Origin of the sequence: Sinorhizobium sp. RAC02 (assembly GCF_001713395.1) — a bacterium.
Lineage (GTDB): Bacteria > Pseudomonadota > Alphaproteobacteria > Rhizobiales > Rhizobiaceae > Shinella.
Window position 1 is genome coordinate 1,365,140 of record NZ_CP016452.1, and the last position, 18,639, is coordinate 1,383,778.

Genomic DNA, 18,639 nt, shown 5'->3' on the forward strand with positions numbered 1-18,639 from the left:
GGTCGCTGTCCTATGTGAAGATTATAAGACAGGGGCAATACCGCAAGAACTAGGAAGCCGCGGGCTACTTTAGTAGGTCCCTCAGCATCTCGGCCGTGCGATTGGCGCCATCTAGTTGCAAAACAGGCACATTTTTCTCTGCTTCAGCCGATAGTGCGCGGGAAATTGCGCTGGCCATCGTTTCCGCAGAAAGCGCCTCCTCCATCACGACGACCGCCTGGCCGAGTCGTTCCAGCCGCTGCGCGCGGGCCGTCTGCTCCGTCTCGCCGCCCGATGCGAAGGGCACGAGCACCGAGGCGCAGCCGGCTTGTAGAATATCGCAGACGGTATTGTAGCCGGCCTGCGATATCGACAACCGGGCGGTCGTCAGCAGGCTGCGGAAATCGGTCCTGAAGCGCACAAGCTCGACATTTTCAGCCGATTGCGCCGCGAAGCGTTCGAAATCGGCCTGCGGCATGTTGGGACCGGTAATGATCAGCCAGCGCCCGATATCGCCAAGGCGCCGGGACGCCTGGAGTGCTGCCTCGACCAGCCCTGCGCCGACTGCACCACCACCGGCGGAGACGACGATATCGTAGCGTTTAGCCGGCGGGTCGGCCGGTGCGGCACCGACAAGGCCGGTATAGAGGACGCGATCGGCAATCTGGTTTGCCAGCGGAAAGGTATCTTCAAGCCGCACGAAGGCGGGATCGCCGTGAACAAGGACACGGTCGAAATGGCGGACGACGAGGTCGATGGTTTCCTCGTCGCGCCCCGGCTTGGCGCGCTCCTGGAGAATGTCGCGCAACGATGTCATGAGCAGCGGCCGCGGCTCGCTCTTTTCGATCGCGTCGATCAGCGGCAGAAGCTCGAAACGCACCTGCCGGCGGCCGAAGGGAAAGGCCTCCAGAATGACGACGTCCGGCTGGCACGCATGGTAGGCGGTGAGAAGCCTGTCGCGCCGATCGGCCTTGAAGGCTTCATCGACGACGTTTCCATTCGCATCCACAAGCGCTGCAAAGCCGCCGTCACCAACCGCGATGGAGGGCAAGGCGACGTGGTTGATGCCGGGACCGGGAAAGCCATCGACGGGCATGCCGCCGGTGACGAGTGTGACCTCGAAACCGTTTTCCCCGAGCGCACGCGCGATACGGCTGGCGCGTGCCAGATGCCCGATGCCGAGTAGGTGCTGGACATAGAAGAAGACACGCGGCGCCCTGCCAGCGTCGTTCGCCGCGGCATGGGCGGTCATGCGGCCTCCCGTGCTCCGGCGTCAAAAAGCGCCTTCAATTGCGAGATGCTGGCATGATGATCGAAGCTGCCGCGCACCTTGGCTTCTGCCGCCTGGCCGAGCCGTTCACGCAGAGCCGGGTCGCGAATAGCGCGTTCGAGTGCGCCGGCGAGGGCGGCGGCGTCTTCAGTGGGCACCAGCAGTCCGTTGACCTCATCCTCGAACAGTTCCGGGATGCCGGAAATATCCGACGCGACGCAGGTCAGCCGCTGGCTTGCCGCTTCCACCAGTACGTTCGGCAGACCGTCCCGGTCACCGTCGGCCGTAATGCGGCAGGCGAGGGCAAAGATGTCGGCCTTGCGGTAAGCCTCAAGCACATCCTTCTGGTCGACCGCCCCGAGCCAGGTGATCCTGTCCGCTATGCCAAGTTCGGCCGCCAGCTTTTGCAGCTTCGGCCGCTCGCCACCGTCACCGGCATGGACGAAACGCCAGTGGAGATCTGCGGGGAGCTTGGCGAATGCCCGCAGCAGTACGTCATAGCCTTTTTTCGGCACGGCACGCCCCACGCTGATGATGGTGACGGAGTCGGAAGCGTCGGAACCGTCACGCGGCGGCCGAGCGTGCTCAAAGCGAGGAAAACGGTCGAGATCAAGGCCATGGTAACTGAGATGCACCCGGTCGCGGTTCTGCGCCGCAAGGTTTTGCAGATGCGCGTGGCCGCTCTTCGTGCAGGTTACGGCCCAGTGGGCGGTCGAAAGCTTGCCGGCAAGCTCCCAGTCCTCGGAGGTCCAGATATCTTTTGCATGGGCGGAGACCGTCCAGGGGATATTGAGCATCTGGCTCGCATAGCTGGCGACGGAAGCCGGCGTGTGGATGAAGTGCGCATGTAGCCAGCCGGCATCCTGTGGCCATTCTCGCACGAGTACGGCGGCCTGGCCAAAGCGGCGAAAACGGTTCCGGCTGAAATCCCGTCGCAGGTCCTTCAGGAGCTGGCGAAACGCCACGCCGAAGCCGGGGGCACGAAAACTTGCGATAAGGCCGCGCAGAACCCGGATCGGCTCCTCATGCAGGTATTCCGGCAAATAGTGCACCGGCGCCTTGATCTCGTCATGCACGGGGTGACGCTTGCGATCGGTCGGATGGCGGAGCGAAACGAGGACGAGGTCGAGCCCGGCCCGTTCAAGGCCAAGCAGTTCCTGCGCTATGAAGGTTTCCGACAGGCGCGGATAACCCTTCAGGAGCACGACGATTTTTCGCGGCTGCAACAACGCGGCTTCGCCTCTCATCAGGCGGCGGGTGGCGTGAGTTCACGCGCCGCAAGCTCGTCGCCGACGATACGGGCGATGTTGCGAAGGCCTTCGAGCCGCAGTTCCGGGCTGCCGCTCGACGGCGGCGGACGTTGCGGCAAGGCCTTCAGGGCAGCGGCAAGCCGCACCGGGTCGCTCGATTCATCCGGCAGCAGCATATCGACCAGCCCAAGCTCGGCGGCGCGCGATGCGCGTATCAGCTGCTCCTCGCGCGGCTGTACGCGGGGCACGATCAGCGCCGGCTTGTCGAAGGAGAGGATTTCGCAATAGGTGTTGTAGCCCCCCATTGCCACGACGGCCCGGGCACCGGCGACCAGATCCTCCATGCGCGTGTCGAACTCGATCACCTCGACATAGGGGATTTTCGAGGCTTCCTGCGTGAGCTTGGTGCGCTGTTCCTGTGGCATGTAGGGGCCGAGGACGATGAGGGCCTTATGGGTCAGCTCGGCATCCTGCTGGTAGGCCCGAAGGACGTCCTGCACGAGCTCCGCCCCATCACCGCCACCACCCGTGGTCACCAGCAGGTAATCACCGGACGGCTGATACTGGGCGCGGTCCATCTGAAGCGCGTTCCTTTGCAGGAATCCGACGAAGTTCAGCTTGTCGCGCACTCCCTGGGGCACGTCGAGGCCGACGAGGGGGTCGTAAAAGTCCGGCGGACCATAGACCCAGATGTCGTCATAGAACCTGTCGATCTTGTGCATGACGTCCTTGCGCTTCCACTCGGCTTCGAGCAGGTGCGGTGCGTCCATCACTTCGCGCAGGCCGAGAATGAGACGCTTGCCGCGGCTCTTGAGGTAGGCGAGCGTCTCTTCCACTTCGCCGCTGAGCCCCATCGGCTCCTTGTCGATGATGAAGATGTCCGGATTGAAGGTCTCCGCCGTGTGGCGAATGATCGACCGGCGCATGTTGAGAGTATCTTCAAGGTCGATGTGGCGCTCCAGCGAGGTGTACTCGCCATTGCGCAGCTTGATGACGCTCGGGATCTTCACGAAGTCGACGCGGGCGCGATAATCGAAGGCGCCGGCGATCGTCGCGCCGGAGATGATCAGCACATTGAGGCCGCGATACTCCTCGACCAGCGCATGGGCGATCGTGCGACACCGGCGCAGATGGCCGAGGCCGAACGTGTCGTGGCTGTACATGAGGATGCGGGCGTGTTCGAAGCTGCGGCTCATGGTGCAAGCCTCCAGACTCCTACCCAGTTCGCCTTCAAGCAACGGCGATTGTTCTGCATTCGTTATCCCAATTTCACTTATAGGGGTCAGCCGCATCGCGTAGTCCATCGCCAAGGAAGTTGAAAGCAAGAATTACTAATACGACAGGTACCACCGGGTACAGCAGCCATGGGTATAGGGCGATAATGTTGATGCTGCGGGCCTCTGTCAGAAGAATGCCCCAGCTGGTGATGGGCGGGCGAAGGCCGAGCCCGAGGAAACTCAATGCCGTCTCCCCGAGGATCATGCCCGGAATGGTCAGCGTTGCGCTGGCGATCAGGTGGGACATGAAGCCGGGAATGAGATGGCGGCGAATGATGCGGGCGCTGCCAGCACCCATGACTTGCGCCGCCAATACATAATCTTCCTCGCGTAAGGCAAGAAGTTTCGAGCGTACGGCGCGCGCCAGCCCGGTCCAGTCGAGCATGCCGAGGATGATCGTAATGCCGATATAGACGAAAATAGGGCTCCAGGTGACGGGTATGATGGCGGCAAGCGCCATCCACAGCGGAATGCTGGGAATGGACTGCAGAACCTCGATCACGCGCTGCACGACGAGGTCGAACCAGCCGCCGTGATAGCCGGCAAGCCCGCCGATCACGATCCCGAGAACGAAGCTCATCATCACGCCGAGCGCGCCGATGGTCAGCGAAATGCGGGCGCCATAAAGGATGCGCGAGAGCATGTCCCGGCCCAGCCGATCGGTGCCGAGGAAGAAGAACTGTCCGCCTTCCGCCGGGCAGACGAGATGGACATCCGACTTGAAGAGGCCCCAGAATTTGTAAGCATCGCCGCGGCAGAAGAAACGCAGTTTCTGCACGTCCGACGTATCGTCCGTATAGACCCGCTTCAGATTGTCCATGTTCAGCGTCATGCGCTGGCCGTAGACGAAGGGGCCGACGAACGCGCCCTCGTGCATGAAGCGCAACGTCTGCGGCGGGGAATAGATGAAGTCGATGTTGCGGGTGTGCAGGTTGTAGGGCGCCAGGAACTCGCTGATCGTGATCATCAGGTAGACCACGATCAGGAAGATGCCGGAGGCAAGCGCCATCTTGTGCCGGCGGAAATGCCACCACATCAATTGGAACTGCGAGGCCTGGGCGACTGCCTGCAGCTCTTCCGTCTTGCGCTCGGCGGCATAGGGATCGAACGGCGCGTCGGAGACGAAATGGGCGAGGGGCGCGCCGGGTTCAGGGAGCGAGGTCTTCACTTGCGGCTTCCTCCGCCGAGCCGGATGCGCGGATCGAGGATCGCGAGTGCGATGTCGGAGACCAGCACGCCGATGACCGTCAGGAAGGCCAGGAACATCAGGAAGGAGCCGGCGAGATACATGTCCTGCGTCTGGAGTGCCTTGATCAGCATCGGGCCGGTCGTTTCCAACGACAGCACGATGGCGGTGACCTCCGCGCCGGAAATGATGGAGGGCAGGATCGAGCCGATGTCGGATATGAAGAAGTTCAGGGACATGCGGAGCGGGTACTTCGTCAGAACCCGCATCGGATGCAGGCCCTTGGAGCGCGCGGTCACGACATATTGTTTGTTGAGTTCATCGAGCAGGTTGGCGCGCAGGCGCCGTACCATGCCGGCCGTGCCTGCCGTGCCGATGATGATGACCGGAATCCAGATATGCGAAAGGATGGAGCGGAACTTCTCCCAGCTCATCGGCGCACCCAGGAACTGGCGGTCCATCAGCCCGCCGATCGACACCCCGAACCAGATATTGGCGAAATACATGACGATGAGCGCCAGCATGAAGTTCGGCACGGCGATGCCGATCAAACCGGCGAGCGTCAGGCCGTAGTCACCCCAGCTATATTGGTGCGTGGCCGAGTAGATGCCGATCGGGAAGGCGAGAAGCCAAGTGAAGAGGATTGTGACGAAGGAGACGAGAACCGTTAGCCACAATCGGTCCCCGACCACTTCCGAAACCGGCAGGCGGTATTCGAACGAATATCCGAAATCGCCGATCAGCATGCCGCCGACCCAGTGCAGGTACCTCAGCGGCGCCGGCTTGTCGAAGCCGTAGCGTTCGCGCAGTTCCTCGATTTCGGCCATGTCGGTTGCTTCGCCCATGGCGCGCAGCTCCGAGATATAGCTTTCGAAATAGTCGCCGGGCGGAAGCTCGATGATGGTGAAGACCAGCATCGAGATGAGAATCAATGTCGGCACCATGACGGCGATGCGCCCGAGAATGTAGCGAACCATCACGCGCCCCCTTCGTACCAGAACGTATCCGGCATGTAGACGCCGAGGAAACTGGTCGGGTTGAAGCCGTAGAGTGCCTTGTCGGGCACGTTGCGCATCCGCCGAGCGCGCACGACCGGCTGGGAAATGCCGTTGACGGTGCCGATGGTGAAGACCTGGTCGGCATGGTGCGCCAGCATCTCATGCCAGATCGTCGCCCGCTCGTCGTCGGTCGTCGTCATCTGCCAGGCATCGTATTTCTCGACGAGGTATTGCACTTCCGGCATATCCGGCGGTTCGCCCTTGGTTTTGACGGTCGCGAAATACATGCCCCAGACCGGCCACTGGTACTGATCGTCGGAGGTCGGCGCGAGTTCGGAGGGCGACATTTCGGGAGTCGGCACGCCGTTATCGAGCCCGTACCACACGGACATCACGACCTCGCCGCCGATCGCGCGGCTGCGGAAGATGTCGCGCTGCGATGTGCGCACGAAAAGTCCCAGGCCGACGGTGCGGAAATGGTCGGTGATCAGCTCCAGCACGTCTGTCTCCAGCGTGCTTTCGCCGGCGCTTTCCACGACGACATGGGCAGAGCGGCCGTCCGGCAGCTGGCGCAGGCCTTCGTCGTCGCGTTTGTCGAGGCCCGCCTCGTCGAGCAGGCGATTGGCCTGGTCCGGGTCATATGATGCCCAGGCCTTGGCATAGTCCAGCTTGAAGAGCGAACTTTCCGGCAGCACCGTGTTGGCGCTCTCCTGGCCAAGTCCGTAAAAAACGGCCTTGTTGATTTCCGTGCGGTTGATGGCGAGCGACATGGCCCGGCGCACCCGCACGTCCCGCAAAACCTTCCGCCAGCCTTCGTCGCCGCAGTTGAGGTTCGGGATCAGCGCGACGCGCGAGCCGAGCGTGCGCTTCCAGAGCAGCACATTCAGCGGATAGGTCGTTTCGGCTTCCTTGAGGAGCGTGTAGTCGGCAAAATCGAGATTGGCAGTCTGAAGGTCGCTTTCCCCGGTCGCCGTCTTGGCGGAAATGAGGTCCGGCGAGGAGACATTCATCACCACGCGGTCGATATAGGGCAGTTGCACCCCATTCTCGTCCACCCGGTGGAAAAAGGGGTTGCGATCGAAGATGAACTGCTCAGCCGGCGGGGCCGTGCGCGGGCGCCAGGCTTCAAGCGTCGGCAGATCCGGATTTTCCGGCCGGTTCTGCCGCGACATCTTGATATGCAGGCCGCGCCAATCGTCGACGCGCTGCTTGTGGATATGCTTTTTCAGAACGTCGGCGGCCTGAAATTTCTTGTGGAACTGCCGCATGTAGGCGGATGGCAGTGCCAACACCAAGGGGATGGGGGCAGCGAGTTTTGGCAGGAAGTCCGGGATCGGCCTTTCCCAGCTGTAGCGCACCGTCAGCGGATCGACCACCTCGAAAGTCGGCGGCTTGCCCTCGACGAGCAGATCCACCGGCGGCCCCCCCTTGAGGAGTTCCCGGTTGAGAATGACCTCTTCCCAGCAGTAGCGAAAATCTTCGACGGTGAAGGGGGCGCCGCTCGACCATTTGTGCCCTTCACGCAGGCGGAAGGTGAAGATACGCGCCTCCTCCACGGTGAAGGATTCCAGGATATCCGCCTGGAGCTTCAAGTCCCGGTCGTAGCCGACGAGGCGCGAATAACTGTTGATCGGCATCAGGCGGACGTCGCGTTGCCCACCGATCAACATGCGTGCGGTACCACCCTGGACGCCGGGCGCGCCACCAAGGGCCGCGTTGTTTATGATACGCGGTGTCTTCGGCAACCGTTCGGCAACAGAGGGCAGTTCTCCCGCCTCCACCTTGGGTTTCAGGTAATCGGATTCCGCAAAGGCCGTGCGGGCAAGGCCCGGAACGAAAGCTGTCGCGAGAAGGCCGAGCGCGGTGCGGCGCGTGATCATGGCGTCAACTCCCGCACATCGGCATTCCTGCGGGCAAGCACGAAATGGCCGCCGCCGAGATCGGCCGGCGCCATGCCTTCGCCGCCGTCGTCATCGCGAAAGGCTTGTGCCCAGCTGGCGCGCGAGACGGCGCTGGTCTTGCCGGCCGTTTCGAAGTTCAGCGGCCGGTCGAGGTCCGGGAAGGCGACCGCATCGAGCAGCGCCCTTGTATAGGGATGCACCGGCGCGGTCATGATGACCTCGCGTGGCGCGATCTCGACAATCCTGCCGGCCCACATCACGGCAACCCGGTCGGCCATGTAGTCGACGACGGCGAGATTGTGCGAGATGAAGAGGTAGGTAAGTCCAAGATCCTTCTGCAAGTCTTTGAGAAGGTTGAGGATCTGTGCCTGCACCGAAACGTCGAGCGCGGAAACCGGTTCGTCGCAGATGATGAGGCTCGGGCCGAGGGCAAGCGCGCGCGCTATGCCGATGCGCTGGCGTTGGCCACCGGAAAAGCTGTGCGGATAGCGTTGCAGCGATGCTTCGTCGAGGCCGATCGCGCGGATCAGTGCCTTTATGGCCATCTTGCGCTTGGCGGTGTCGCCGTGGTCGTGGATATCGAGCGGTTCGCGCAGGATGTCGCCGATCGTCATGCGTGGCGAGAGCGAGGACAGCGGGTCCTGGAAGACCATCTGCATCCGGGTGCGCAGGCTTTGCAGTTCCGCGCCTTTGGCCTTCAGGACGTCGATCGGCCCCTTGCCGTCGTCGAAGAGGACGGAACCGGCATCCGGCTCGATGGCGCGCATCAGGATCTTGCTGACGGTGGTCTTGCCGCAGCCGCTTTCGCCGACAAGGCCGAGGCATTCGCCGCGCTTGATGTCGAAGCTGACGTCATCGACGGCTGGCCGGTTCTTTTCCTTCTGCCGGCCGGGCATCTGCCAGTTGTCTTTGCGGATCTCGAACGTCTTGCTGAGATTGCGTACCGAGAGGATCGTTTCCGGACCCGTGCGTGCCTGGTATTTCTTGCTGAGCAGGTTGTCCTGGTTGACCTCGATTTCCCGGAGCGGCTTCAGGCGGTCGCCGCGCTGCATGCCGAAATGCGGGATCGCCGCCATCAGGCCCTTGAGATAGGGATGGGCGGGCTGCCGGAAGATCGTCTCGACCGGCCCGGCCTCCATGATCTCGCCCTGATAGATCACTACCACCTCGTCGGCGATGTTGGCGACGACGCCGAGGTCGTGTGTGACGAGCAGCACGGCCATGTCCATCTGCAACTGCAGGTCTTTCAGGAGCTTCAGGATCTGCGCCTGGATCGTCACGTCGAGCGCCGTGGTCGGCTCGTCGGCAATGAGGAGGGCAGGGCCGCAGACCAGTGCCATCGCGATCATCGCGCGCTGGCGCATGCCGCCCGACAGCTCGAAGGAATACATGTCGTAGACTTTTTTCGGATTGTTGAATCCGACGCGGGACAGCATGTCCTCGCAGCGTTCGCGCATTTCCGCGCCGGTCAGGCCCGTGTGGATGCGCAGCGTCTCGCTGATCTGGTCGCCGATCGTGTGCAACGGCGAAAAGGACGTCATCGGCTCCTGGAAGATCATGCCCATGCGTCCGCCGCGGATCGAGCGAATCTTCCGTCCGTCATGCGGCAGCGGCAGAATATCGATCGGGCCTTCGCCCGAGAGCGGATCGTCGAACAGGATTTTTCCCGAGACCCGCGCGGTCGTGGTCTGAAGTCCCATCGCGGTCTGGCTGATGACGGACTTGCCTGAGCCGGACTCCCCCACCAGGGCCGTCACCTTGCCCGGCAACACCCTGAGATTCGCGCCCCTGACGGCGGTGATCCTTGCGCCCATCAACGAAAAGGAGACGTGTAGGTTTTCAATCCGCAGCAGGTCCCTCGGCCGGCGCGTCGCATTCACGTTCATATGTACTTTCTCGCCTGACGGATATGCATCCACGCGGCATTTGGTTGTATTCCCCACCGTGAGACTAGCGTGCACATTTTTTTCTGTCCACGCCTTACTTTAAAGGCAGGTTGGGGTTGTTCTCACTCGGGCGCAGACGGAATATGACAGTTCACTCCAGCGCGCGGGCGCCTTCCCTTAGGACAAATTGATGTCAGCCAAGCTACGATTGAACGCGGAACTCGAAAAAGCTGCGCTACACCGGGACGCTGGCGCGTTCGATGCCGCCCGCAAAGTGCTGGAGGCCGTTGCCGCCGATCCGGAGAAGGCGGCGCTGGGGCCGGATACAGCGCTCGGCTTGCCACGTCGGCTGCACTCCGCCCTGCTGAAGCTTGCCAAGGCCGAACAGGACCCCGTCAAGCGCATCGGTTACCAGTACCACCTCGTCCCGGACCCGGACATTCTGGCCGTCCACGGACGGTTCACCCTGGCCGAGAAGCGGGCGATTGCCGAGGCCAACCGGGCCGTGGTGCCGCCGATCATCCACCAGATCTGGATCGGAAGCGCGGACTTGCCGCCATCGACGAAAGCCTGGGAACACCACGCCAAGGCGCATGGCTACGGCTATTTTCTCTGGCGGGAAACGGACCTGGCGGAGGCCGGCGTCTACGAGAACAAAGCCTTCCAGACGATGCTTTTACGCGAAGACTATCCCGGCGCCGTCGATGTCGCGCGCTATCTGCTGGTGGAGCAGGAGGGCGGCATCTATCTCGATTGCGACTGGTATCCGGCCCGCATGGACATCAGTTTCCACGATCTCTTGCCGATGACCGGCCTGATTGCCATGGCGGAGGACATTCCGCGCAAGACCGGCCGCGGCAGCCTTCTGCTAGCCAATTCGTTCGTCGCCGCGCCCGCCCATCACCCGGTTCTGACGAAGCTCAATGCCGTTTTGCCTTCGGTTATCGCAGCGATGCCGGAGGCGCCCGCCTGGTGGTCGACGGGGCCATTGCTGTTTACCGTTATCGCGCGTGGTGGTGCGCTGACGCTTGCGGATGCCTCCTTCGTCGCAGGTGAATTGCCCAGAAGGGCGCCGTTTTCCGAGGTCGAGGCAGCCTGCGGGACCTTCGAAGCACAGGATGCGGGCCTGCTGCTCGCCTGGAAGTCGTGGTAGCTGCGGGTTGCGGTCGATGCCGCACCGTATTCTATTTGTGACAAATAGCGTGCTAGAGCACTTCCATAGAACGTGCGAACCGGTTTGATGCACCGAATTGCGCAGCAACAGACAGATTAGAGTGTCCGCCACGGCGGACCCGCTTGGAGACATTGCACCATGAAGATCGCCATGATTGGTTCCGGCTATGTAGGGCTGGTGTCTGGCGCCTGTTTTGCCGATTTCGGCCACACCGTCGTCTGCATCGACAAGGCAGAGAACAAGATCGAGGCGCTGAACCGCGGCGAAATACCGATCTTCGAGCCTGGCCTCGATGCGCTGGTCGCCGAAAACGTCAAGGCCGGCCGCCTTTCCTTCACCACGGAGTTCGCCGGGCCGGTGAGCGAGGCCGATGTCGTCTTCATCGCCGTCGGCACGCCGTCGCGCCGCGGTGACGGTCACGCCGACCTTTCCTATGTCTATGCCGCTGCCCGCGAAATCGCCCAGTCGGTCAAGGGTTTTACGGTCGTCGTCACGAAATCGACGGTGCCCGTCGGCACGGGTGACGAGGTGGAGCGCATCATGCGCGAGACCCGCCCCGATGCGGACATTGCCGTCGTTTCCAATCCGGAATTCCTGCGCGAGGGCGCCGCGATCAGCGACTTCAAGCGTCCGGACCGCATCGTCGTCGGCATCGAGGATGAACGCGCGCGCGAGGTGATGACGGAGGTCTACCGGCCGCTCTATCTCAACCAGTTGCCGCTGCTCTTCACCACCCGCCGCACGTCCGAGCTGATCAAATACGCTGCCAATGCGTTTCTTGCGATGAAGATCACCTTCATCAACGAAATCGCCGACCTCTGCGAAAAGGTCGGCGCCGACGTGCAGCAGATTTCGCGTGGCATCGGCCTTGATGGCCGCATCGGCTCGAAATTCCTTCATGCCGGTCCCGGCTACGGCGGCTCCTGCTTCCCGAAGGATACGCTGGCGCTCGTCAAGACCGCACAGGACAATGACAGCCCAATGCGCCTAATCGAGACCACGATCGCCATCAACGATACACGCAAGCGAGCCATGGCCCGCAAGGTGATCAATGCGCTGAACGGCGACGTGCGCGGCAAGAAGATCGCCATTCTCGGCCTCACCTTCAAGCCCGAGACCGACGACATGCGCGATGCGCCGTCAATCTCGATCATCCAGGCCCTGCAGGACGGCGGCGCCCGGATCTTTGCCTATGATCCGGAAGGTATGGAGGCCTCCAAGGCCATCCTCGACAATGTGACCTACGGCACCTCGCCTTACGATATTGCCGAAGGTGCGGAGGCTGTGGTGATCGTCACGGAATGGAACCAGTTCCGCGCGCTGGATTTTCAGCGGCTGAAGTCCATCATGGCCAAGCCCCTGCTGGTCGATCTGCGCAATGTCTATACGCCGGATGAGATCAAGCGACACGGCTTTGCCTATGCCAGCATCGGCCGCGGCACGTCCGCCATGGTCGTGCCGGTCTCCGAGGCAGCGGAATGACGCATTTTCTCGTCACGGGCACGGCCGGCTTCATTGGTTTCCATCTGGCAAAACGACTGCTCGACGACGGCCATTCCGTCGTCGGCTTCGACGCCATGACGCCGTACTACGACGTGACGCTCAAGGAACAGCGCCTTGCGATCCTGGAACCCTATGCAGCGTTCCGGCAGGTCAGCGGCAGGCTGGAAGACAGGGCAGCGCTCGACGCAGCGGCCGCATTCCAGAAGCCCGACGTGATACTCCATCTCGCCGCACAAGCCGGCGTGCGCTATAGCCTCGAAAATCCCGGTACCTATGTGGACTCCAATCTCGTCGGCTCATGGAATGTGCTGGAGCTCGCAAAGGCGTTCCAGCCGCAACATCTGCTGCTCGCCTCGACCTCGTCGATCTACGGTGCAAACGAGAAAATCCCGTTCGCCGAATCCGACCGCGCCGACGAACCGATGACGCTCTATGCCGCTTCCAAGAAATCCATGGAGCTGATGGCGCACTCCTATGCCCATCTCTACAAGGTGCCGACGACGGCCTTCCGGTTCTTCACGGTCTACGGCCCCTGGGGACGCCCGGACATGGCGCCGATCAAGTTCACCGACGCCATCCTCAACGATCGCCCGATCGACGTTTACGGCCAGGGCAATATGAGCCGTGACTTCACCTATATCGACGACCTCGTCGAAGCCATCGTCCGCCTTGTCGGCGTCGTGCCATCGGAAAGCAACCGTGCGACGGCGCCGGGCGTCATCGATACGCTCTCGGCGCATGCGCCTTTCCGCGTCGTCAACATCGGCGGCGGGCGCCCGGTTGAGCTTATGGCCTTCATCGAGACGATCGAGAAGGCACTGGGACGTCCAGCGAAACGCAACTACATGCCGATGCAGCAAGGCGATGTGCCGCGCACCTTCGCCTCCACCGAGCTCCTGCATCATCTCACGGGTTTTGTCCCGCGCGTGACGCTGGAAGAGGGCATCGCTGCCTTCACGCAGTGGTATCTGGAGTGGCGCAAGCGCAACTGCGGGCCTAGCCACTCCTAAGCGCACATAAGCTTGGGATGCGGGTGTCCTTCGCGTCAGCTGTCGCGCTGCGTGCAAAGAAATTCTATGGTTTTTGCCAGCTATAGGAGTGGCTTTCTTACCTTTACGGCGCTCGGCGCGCATCATCGCAAGCAATATGATTTGCGAAGGAAGGCTGCCTCATGCCGTCAATCGATATTCCCATCGACACGCTCATCTTGCCCGGCCTCAACGGCTCGCCCGAAGGGCACTGGCAGCGCCACTGGGCGCGTGACAATCCCGAAAGCCGAGTGGTCGAGCAATTTGACTGGGCCTGCCCCGATCGGCAGAGCTGGCTTCAGCAAGTGGAGCAGCAGGTCGAGATGGTCGGCAACGACGTCTGGCTTGTCGGCCACAGCCTCGGCTGCGTGCTGGCGGCGCATTTTGCGCAGAGCCGGCTGGCGTCGCGGATTCGCGGTGCGCTGCTCGTCGCCCCCTGCGATCTCGATACGACCGAAACGATGCATCCCTGTATCATCAGGTTCGGTGCCATGCCGCAGGTACGCCTGCCGTTTCCATCGCTCGTGGTCGGCAGTCTGAACGACCCCTATATGCCGGTCGACCGCCTTCGCCAGACCGCGCGCGCGTGGGGCAGCGATCTCGTCGATATCGGCGATGCCGGTCATATCAACGTCGCCAGCGGTTTTGGCCGCTGGACAGCGGGCTACGATTTCCTCGAGCTCCTGAAGACAAGGGCGGGGCGCTCGATCTTCCCCGTAAAACAAGACGGCCGCCTGTTTACGGCGGCCGTCGCAAGCCTGGGACTGGCGCTCAACTGAGCGCCTGCATGGTCTCAGCGGTGCGAAGCCCAGGGTACCAGGCGCCGCTCGATGAGCCGGGCGATGTATTCCAGCAGAATGGCGATCAGCGCGATGACGATGATGCCGGCAATCACGATGTCGGTGACGAGGAACTGTGCGGCTGACTGGATCATGAAGCCCATACCGCTCGTCGCTGCAACCAGTTCCGCCGCCACCAGTGTCGTCCAGCCTGCACCAAGCGCGATGCGGATGCCGGTGAGGATCGACGGCACGGAGCTTGGCAAGACGACTTCCGCCAGAACCTGTCGTTTGCTCGCGCCAAGCGAACGTGCTGCATTGACATGATCCTTGGAGACCGCGCGAACGCCGGCGGAGGTCGACAGGATGATCGATGGCAGCATGGACAGCGCAATCACAGTGATCTTCGAAGCCTCGCCGATGCCCACCCAGATGATGATGAGTGGCAGATAGGCAAGCGGCGGCAGCGGTCGCAGGAACTCGACGATCGGATCGAGAACACCGCGGCCAACCCGGCTGGTGCCGATCGCAATCCCGGCGGGGATGCCGATGATGATCGATGCGATCAGCGCGCCAAAAATGCGGGTGAGGCTGGCGCCGACATGTTCTGCGAGCGTCGCATCGACGAAACCCTTCACGATGAGATTGTAGAGGGCAAGCACGACCTCTCGCGGCGAAGGCAGGAAGACCGGCGAGACCAGCGCATAGGCCGAGGCAAGCCCCCATGCCCCGATGATCAGGACTACAGTGATCGCCGAAATGACGGCAACGGGCAGGGGACGCGCTGGGCGCGGACGGGTGGTATCATCAGCCACGATCTGTTGCGGCAGGGAATCGATTTCTGCGGAGAGCGTCATGCGGCAATCTCCTCGTCACTGGTGGAATGGATGAGGCCGGTGAGCCCCGCATGCATGCGCTTGAAGAGCGGTGAGGCCTTCACGGCGGCCACCGAGGCACCGTTCAGCACCTCCGCGTTGAAGCCGGCTTCGATCTCCGCCGTCAGGCGACCGGGATTGGGCGAGAGCACGACGACGCGCGTGCCGAGCAACAGCGCCTCCTCGATGCTGTGCGTTATGAGCAGAGCCCCGGCACCGCTCTCGGCCTTGATGCGCAACAGGAACTCCTGCATGCGTGTGCGGGTCAGCGCATCGAGCGCGCCAAGCGGTTCGTCGAGCAAGAGGAAGCGCGGCTCGGCGGCGAGCGCCCGGGCGATGCCGACACGCTGGCGCATGCCACCGGACAGTTCCCAGATGCGCCGGTCGCCGGCATCCGCAAGGCCGACGCGGTCGAGAAGCGCGTCGGCACGCGCGCGACGTTCGGCAAGCGGAATGCCCTTCAGCTTGAAGGGAAAGGCGATGTTGTCGCGGGCATCGAGCCAGGGATAAAGCGCATCGTCCTGGAAGACGACGGCCCTGTCAGCGCCGGGGCCGCGAATGGGCTCGCCGTCGACGGTGATCGTGCCCGAGGAGGGATCCAGAAAACCGGCGGCGAGATTGAGCAGGCTCGTCTTGCCGGAGCCGGAACGGCCGATGACGGCAACCAACTCGTTCGAGGCGATTTGCAGGTCGATCGTATCGAGCACAAGCTGTGGGCCGGTGCCGCCGCGGCCAGCCCTTGGCGGGTAGCGCAGCGAAACGTTGCGGAATGTCAGGACGCTCATGGGGCCTCCGGAAATGGGGTGGCGTTTTATCTGGCGATGGCCCGGCGGCGCTTTCGCGCGACCGGGCCATCTCCGCCGCAGGATTGTTGCCGGATCAGTAGGCGAGCTTCGCCGCGTCGGTCACCCAGCGGGTCGAGACGTAGGGCTTGTAGTCGGAGAGTGCCGCCGGGATCTTGCCCTGCTCCAGCAGGAAGGCAGAGGTATCGGAAACCGCCTTCACCGTACCGCCGCCAAGCAATGCCTCACCGGCCTGCTCTTCGAGCGTCGGGAAGATGTAGCCTTTGAGAAGGGCCGGAACCTCGTCCTGCTTGGCGCCCGTCAGGCGGGCGATCTTTTCAGCTTCCGGTGACGTCGCGTTCCAGGCGTCTGGGTTGGCGCGGTAGGCGGCGGTTGCATCACCCGTCACCTTCACGAAGGCCGTCACGACGTCCGGATGCTCTTCGGCGAACTTCTTGCTGACGATCCACGCGTCGAAGGTCGGGCCGCCCCAGTCGGCGACGTCCGCAGACGTGGCCAGAACCTTGCCGCTCTTCTTCAACTGCGCCAGGACCGGATCCCAGACATAGGCGCCATCGATATCGCCACGTTCCCACGCCGCCGCGATTTCCGGCGGACGCAGGTTGAGGATCTCGACGGACTTCGGATCGACCTTCCAGTGTTTCAGCGCCGTCAGCAGGCTGTAGTGTGCTGTGGAAACAAAGGGCGTCGCGATCTTTTTGCCGGCGAGGTCTTCCGGCTTGTCGATGGTCTTGACCGCAAGCGCTTCCGCCTCGCTGATCAGGCCGACGACGAAGATCGTCTCGATCGGCAGTTCGCGGCTCGACGCCGCGGCAAGCGGCGAGGAGCCGACATAGCCGATATCGAGCGAGCCGGAGGCGATCGCGGCAATCACGTCGGCGCCGCCGTCGAATTTCTGCCAGTTGATCTTGGCGCCCGTCACCTTCTCGTAGGTGCCGTCGGCCTGCGGTACGCGCGAGGGCTCGACAATCGGCTGGTAGCCGATGTTGAGCGTCACCTCTTCGGCAAAGGCAGTGCCGAACGACGCGGCCATGGCAAGGGCGGCGGTCGCGGCAAGCAGGGTTCTGCGGTTGATGGTCATGGTCCTCTCCTCAAGTAGCCGTTGCCCGAGGTTGGTGCGGGCCGGTTTCTCAAGGCTATATAATCAATAAATTTAGTAGAGAAATTTTTACCTCAATTTCACCGCGCATCGGCGATTGCTTTTGCGTTTTCCGGGAGCAGTGCCGAAAACGGCCGCCCTGCATTTCGCGTGGTGTCAAAGATAGCTTGGGAGCGCCGAAAAGCGCGGAAGGAACAATTCGCCCGCAAAACCGATGCAGATTGGGCACGTCGTCGACGAAACCTGCATAAGAGCTTGACAAAAGACGCCAATTCCCTTGCTGCACCCGGCACAAATAAATTATACCGTTTTTATATGTTTTTCGCACTTCGGTGCCAAGAATGAGCCAGAATCACCCGGCAAGGGTGAACCGTCGATCTTCCCCAAGATCGACGGATGGAACCCCTGGGACGCGGGATGCACGCGTCCGCGCTCCCGGGCGTATCCGGACGATGCCCCAGTGCTGATGGAAAGCAGACCGACATGCTGACGAAAAAAGGAAAATACGGACTAAAGGCGCTGGTGGACTTGGCGCGTCTGGGGCCGGGCGAAACCGCGTTCGTGGCGGAAATCGCGCTGCGCAACAATATTCCGAAGAAGTTCCTCGACACGATCCTGCTCGAACTGCGCAATGCCGGCATGCTGCGTTCGAAGAAGGGTCCGGGCGGCGGCTACTCGCTGTCCCATCCGGCCTCCGAAATTCGCATCGGCCATGCCATCCGCGTGCTCGACGGGCCGCTTGCGCCCATTCGCTGCGCCAGCCGCACGGCTTTTGAGGCCTGCGAAGATTGCGCCGATCCGGAAACCTGTCAGGTCCGTCGCGCCATGACGGATGTGCGCGACGCCATTGCCTCGATCCTCGACACGATGACGCTGGAGCAGTTCGTTGCCGTACCGGGCGCGGCTGCCATCATCGACGAGGAAGAGCTGGAAAAGCGCGTCGGCTGACCCGCGGGCGGCCTTTGCAAGGCCGCCTCTTCCGTGCCGGTTAAAAATTCGGTGGGCTGATCGCCCATAGTACCACGGCATCCCGTTGCCCCGGATTGCGATAGCGATGCGGCTCGCCGGCCGAGTATGAGCAGCTGTCGCCCTCGTGGAGATGGAAGCGCCGCTCCCCGACCCAGATTTCCAGCTCCCCGGACAACACGAAGCCGACGCCGTCGCCGGTGTGGCTATAGCTTTCCGCGCTCTCGCTGCCGGGCGGCAGGTTTGTGTAGATCAGCTCTACCTGCAGGCTCATTTTCGGCGTCAGCAACTCGTCAATGATGCCTTGTTCGTACTGGATCTTCAGCCGGTTGCCGCGCCGGACCACATAGCCATGCTCCTCCTGGGGCACGCGCGAGGCGCCGGCGAAGAACCATTGAACGGTCACGCCGAGACTGCGGGCAATCCCCACCAGCGCGGGGATAGACGGATAGGCGAGGTTGCGCTCGATCTGGCTGATATAGCCGGTTGAAAGGCCGGCGCTGTCCGCCAGTTGCGCCAGCGTCATCTTGCGCCGCTTGCGCAGGTCGCGAATGCGTTCGCCGAGAACGGCCTCCTCACCGGCAGGATCGGCCGGCAGGTTGATGCCGAGATGGTCGTCAGAGGCCATGGCTGCATTCCGTCTTTCTCTGGTGGCACGGCTCCGG

General features: G+C 62.5%; 16 protein-coding genes. 5 read left to right on the top strand and 11 right to left on the bottom strand.

What is annotated here, in order from left to right:
- Window positions 1–64 precede the first annotated feature (64 nt).
- From BSY16_RS27350 to BSY16_RS27380, 7 genes are all read right to left on the bottom strand, one after another.
- Window positions 65–1,231, bottom strand: a complete 1,167-nt coding sequence (locus BSY16_RS27350; protein ID WP_069062923.1) for a glycosyltransferase family protein — start codon at window positions 1,229–1,231, stop codon at window positions 65–67.
- A complete protein-coding gene (locus BSY16_RS27355; protein ID WP_502696018.1) occupies window positions 1,228–2,496 on the bottom strand; it encodes a glycosyltransferase family 4 protein in 1,269 nt (422 codons plus the stop codon). The genes BSY16_RS27350 and BSY16_RS27355 overlap by 4 nt, the downstream gene beginning before the upstream one ends.
- Window positions 2,496–3,695 (bottom strand): glycosyltransferase family protein, encoded by a 1,200-nt coding sequence (locus BSY16_RS27360; protein ID WP_069062924.1) that lies wholly within the window; start codon window positions 3,693–3,695, stop codon window positions 2,496–2,498. Before BSY16_RS27360 ends, BSY16_RS27355 begins: the two co-directional genes overlap by 1 nt.
- A gap of 73 nt (window positions 3,696–3,768) precedes the next feature.
- Window positions 3,769–4,944 carry an ABC transporter permease gene (locus tag BSY16_RS27365; protein WP_069062925.1) on the bottom strand — a complete coding sequence of 392 codons (1,176 nt, stop codon included), beginning with the start codon at window positions 4,942–4,944 and terminating at the stop codon, window positions 3,769–3,771.
- The gene (locus tag BSY16_RS27370; RefSeq protein WP_069062926.1) at window positions 4,941–5,939 is read right to left on the bottom strand and encodes an ABC transporter permease; all 999 of its coding nucleotides are present in this window, start codon (window positions 5,937–5,939) and stop codon (window positions 4,941–4,943) included. Before BSY16_RS27370 ends, BSY16_RS27365 begins: the two co-directional genes overlap by 4 nt.
- Window positions 5,939–7,840, bottom strand: a complete 1,902-nt coding sequence (locus BSY16_RS27375; protein WP_069062927.1) for an ABC transporter substrate-binding protein — start codon at window positions 7,838–7,840, stop codon at window positions 5,939–5,941. Before BSY16_RS27375 ends, BSY16_RS27370 begins: the two co-directional genes overlap by 1 nt.
- Window positions 7,837–9,747: a dipeptide ABC transporter ATP-binding protein gene (locus BSY16_RS27380; RefSeq protein ID WP_069062928.1), complete on the bottom strand. Its 1,911-nt coding sequence runs from the start codon at window positions 9,745–9,747 to the stop codon at window positions 7,837–7,839. Before BSY16_RS27380 ends, BSY16_RS27375 begins: the two co-directional genes overlap by 4 nt.
- Window positions 9,748–9,937: 190 nt before the next feature.
- On the opposite strand from BSY16_RS27380, the gene BSY16_RS27385 reads away from it, so the two are divergent.
- The 4 genes from BSY16_RS27385 (at window position 9,938) to BSY16_RS27400 (ending at window position 14,231) form a co-directional block, all read left to right on the top strand.
- Window positions 9,938–10,900, top strand: coding sequence for a glycosyltransferase family 32 protein (locus BSY16_RS27385; RefSeq protein ID WP_069062929.1), 963 nt, complete (start codon window positions 9,938–9,940; stop codon window positions 10,898–10,900).
- Between the two features lie 159 nt (window positions 10,901–11,059).
- Window positions 11,060–12,403 (top strand): UDP-glucose dehydrogenase family protein, encoded by a 1,344-nt coding sequence (locus BSY16_RS27390; RefSeq protein ID WP_069062930.1) that lies wholly within the window; start codon window positions 11,060–11,062, stop codon window positions 12,401–12,403.
- Window positions 12,400–13,434, top strand: coding sequence for an NAD-dependent epimerase (locus BSY16_RS27395; protein ID WP_069062931.1), 1,035 nt, complete (start codon window positions 12,400–12,402; stop codon window positions 13,432–13,434). The genes BSY16_RS27390 and BSY16_RS27395 overlap by 4 nt, the downstream gene beginning before the upstream one ends.
- Window positions 13,435–13,595: 161 nt before the next feature.
- Complete coding sequence (locus tag BSY16_RS27400) at window positions 13,596–14,231, top strand: RBBP9/YdeN family alpha/beta hydrolase (protein WP_069062932.1); 636 nt, start codon at window positions 13,596–13,598, stop codon at window positions 14,229–14,231.
- Window positions 14,232–14,245: 14 nt separating this feature from the next.
- Here the strand turns inward: BSY16_RS27400 and BSY16_RS27405 are convergent, their stop codons facing one another.
- From BSY16_RS27405 to tauA, 3 genes are all read right to left on the bottom strand, one after another.
- Complete coding sequence (locus BSY16_RS27405) at window positions 14,246–15,088, bottom strand: ABC transporter permease subunit (protein ID WP_083243144.1); 843 nt, start codon at window positions 15,086–15,088, stop codon at window positions 14,246–14,248.
- The gene (locus BSY16_RS27410; protein ID WP_069062933.1) at window positions 15,085–15,891 is read right to left on the bottom strand and encodes a taurine ABC transporter ATP-binding protein; all 807 of its coding nucleotides are present in this window, start codon (window positions 15,889–15,891) and stop codon (window positions 15,085–15,087) included. The genes BSY16_RS27405 and BSY16_RS27410 overlap by 4 nt, the downstream gene beginning before the upstream one ends.
- A gap of 94 nt (window positions 15,892–15,985) precedes the next feature.
- Window positions 15,986–16,990, bottom strand: coding sequence for a taurine ABC transporter substrate-binding protein (gene tauA / locus BSY16_RS27415; RefSeq protein ID WP_069062934.1), 1,005 nt, complete (start codon window positions 16,988–16,990; stop codon window positions 15,986–15,988).
- Window positions 16,991–17,491: 501 nt separating this feature from the next.
- On the opposite strand from tauA, the gene BSY16_RS27420 reads away from it, so the two are divergent.
- A complete protein-coding gene (locus BSY16_RS27420) occupies window positions 17,492–17,956 on the top strand; it encodes an RrF2 family transcriptional regulator (protein WP_069062935.1) in 465 nt (154 codons plus the stop codon).
- Window positions 17,957–17,996: 40 nt separating this feature from the next.
- On the opposite strand, the gene BSY16_RS27425 is transcribed toward BSY16_RS27420, so the two are convergent.
- A complete protein-coding gene (locus BSY16_RS27425; RefSeq protein ID WP_083243145.1) occupies window positions 17,997–18,602 on the bottom strand; it encodes a helix-turn-helix domain-containing protein in 606 nt (201 codons plus the stop codon).
- Between the last annotated feature and the right edge of the window lie 37 nt (window positions 18,603–18,639).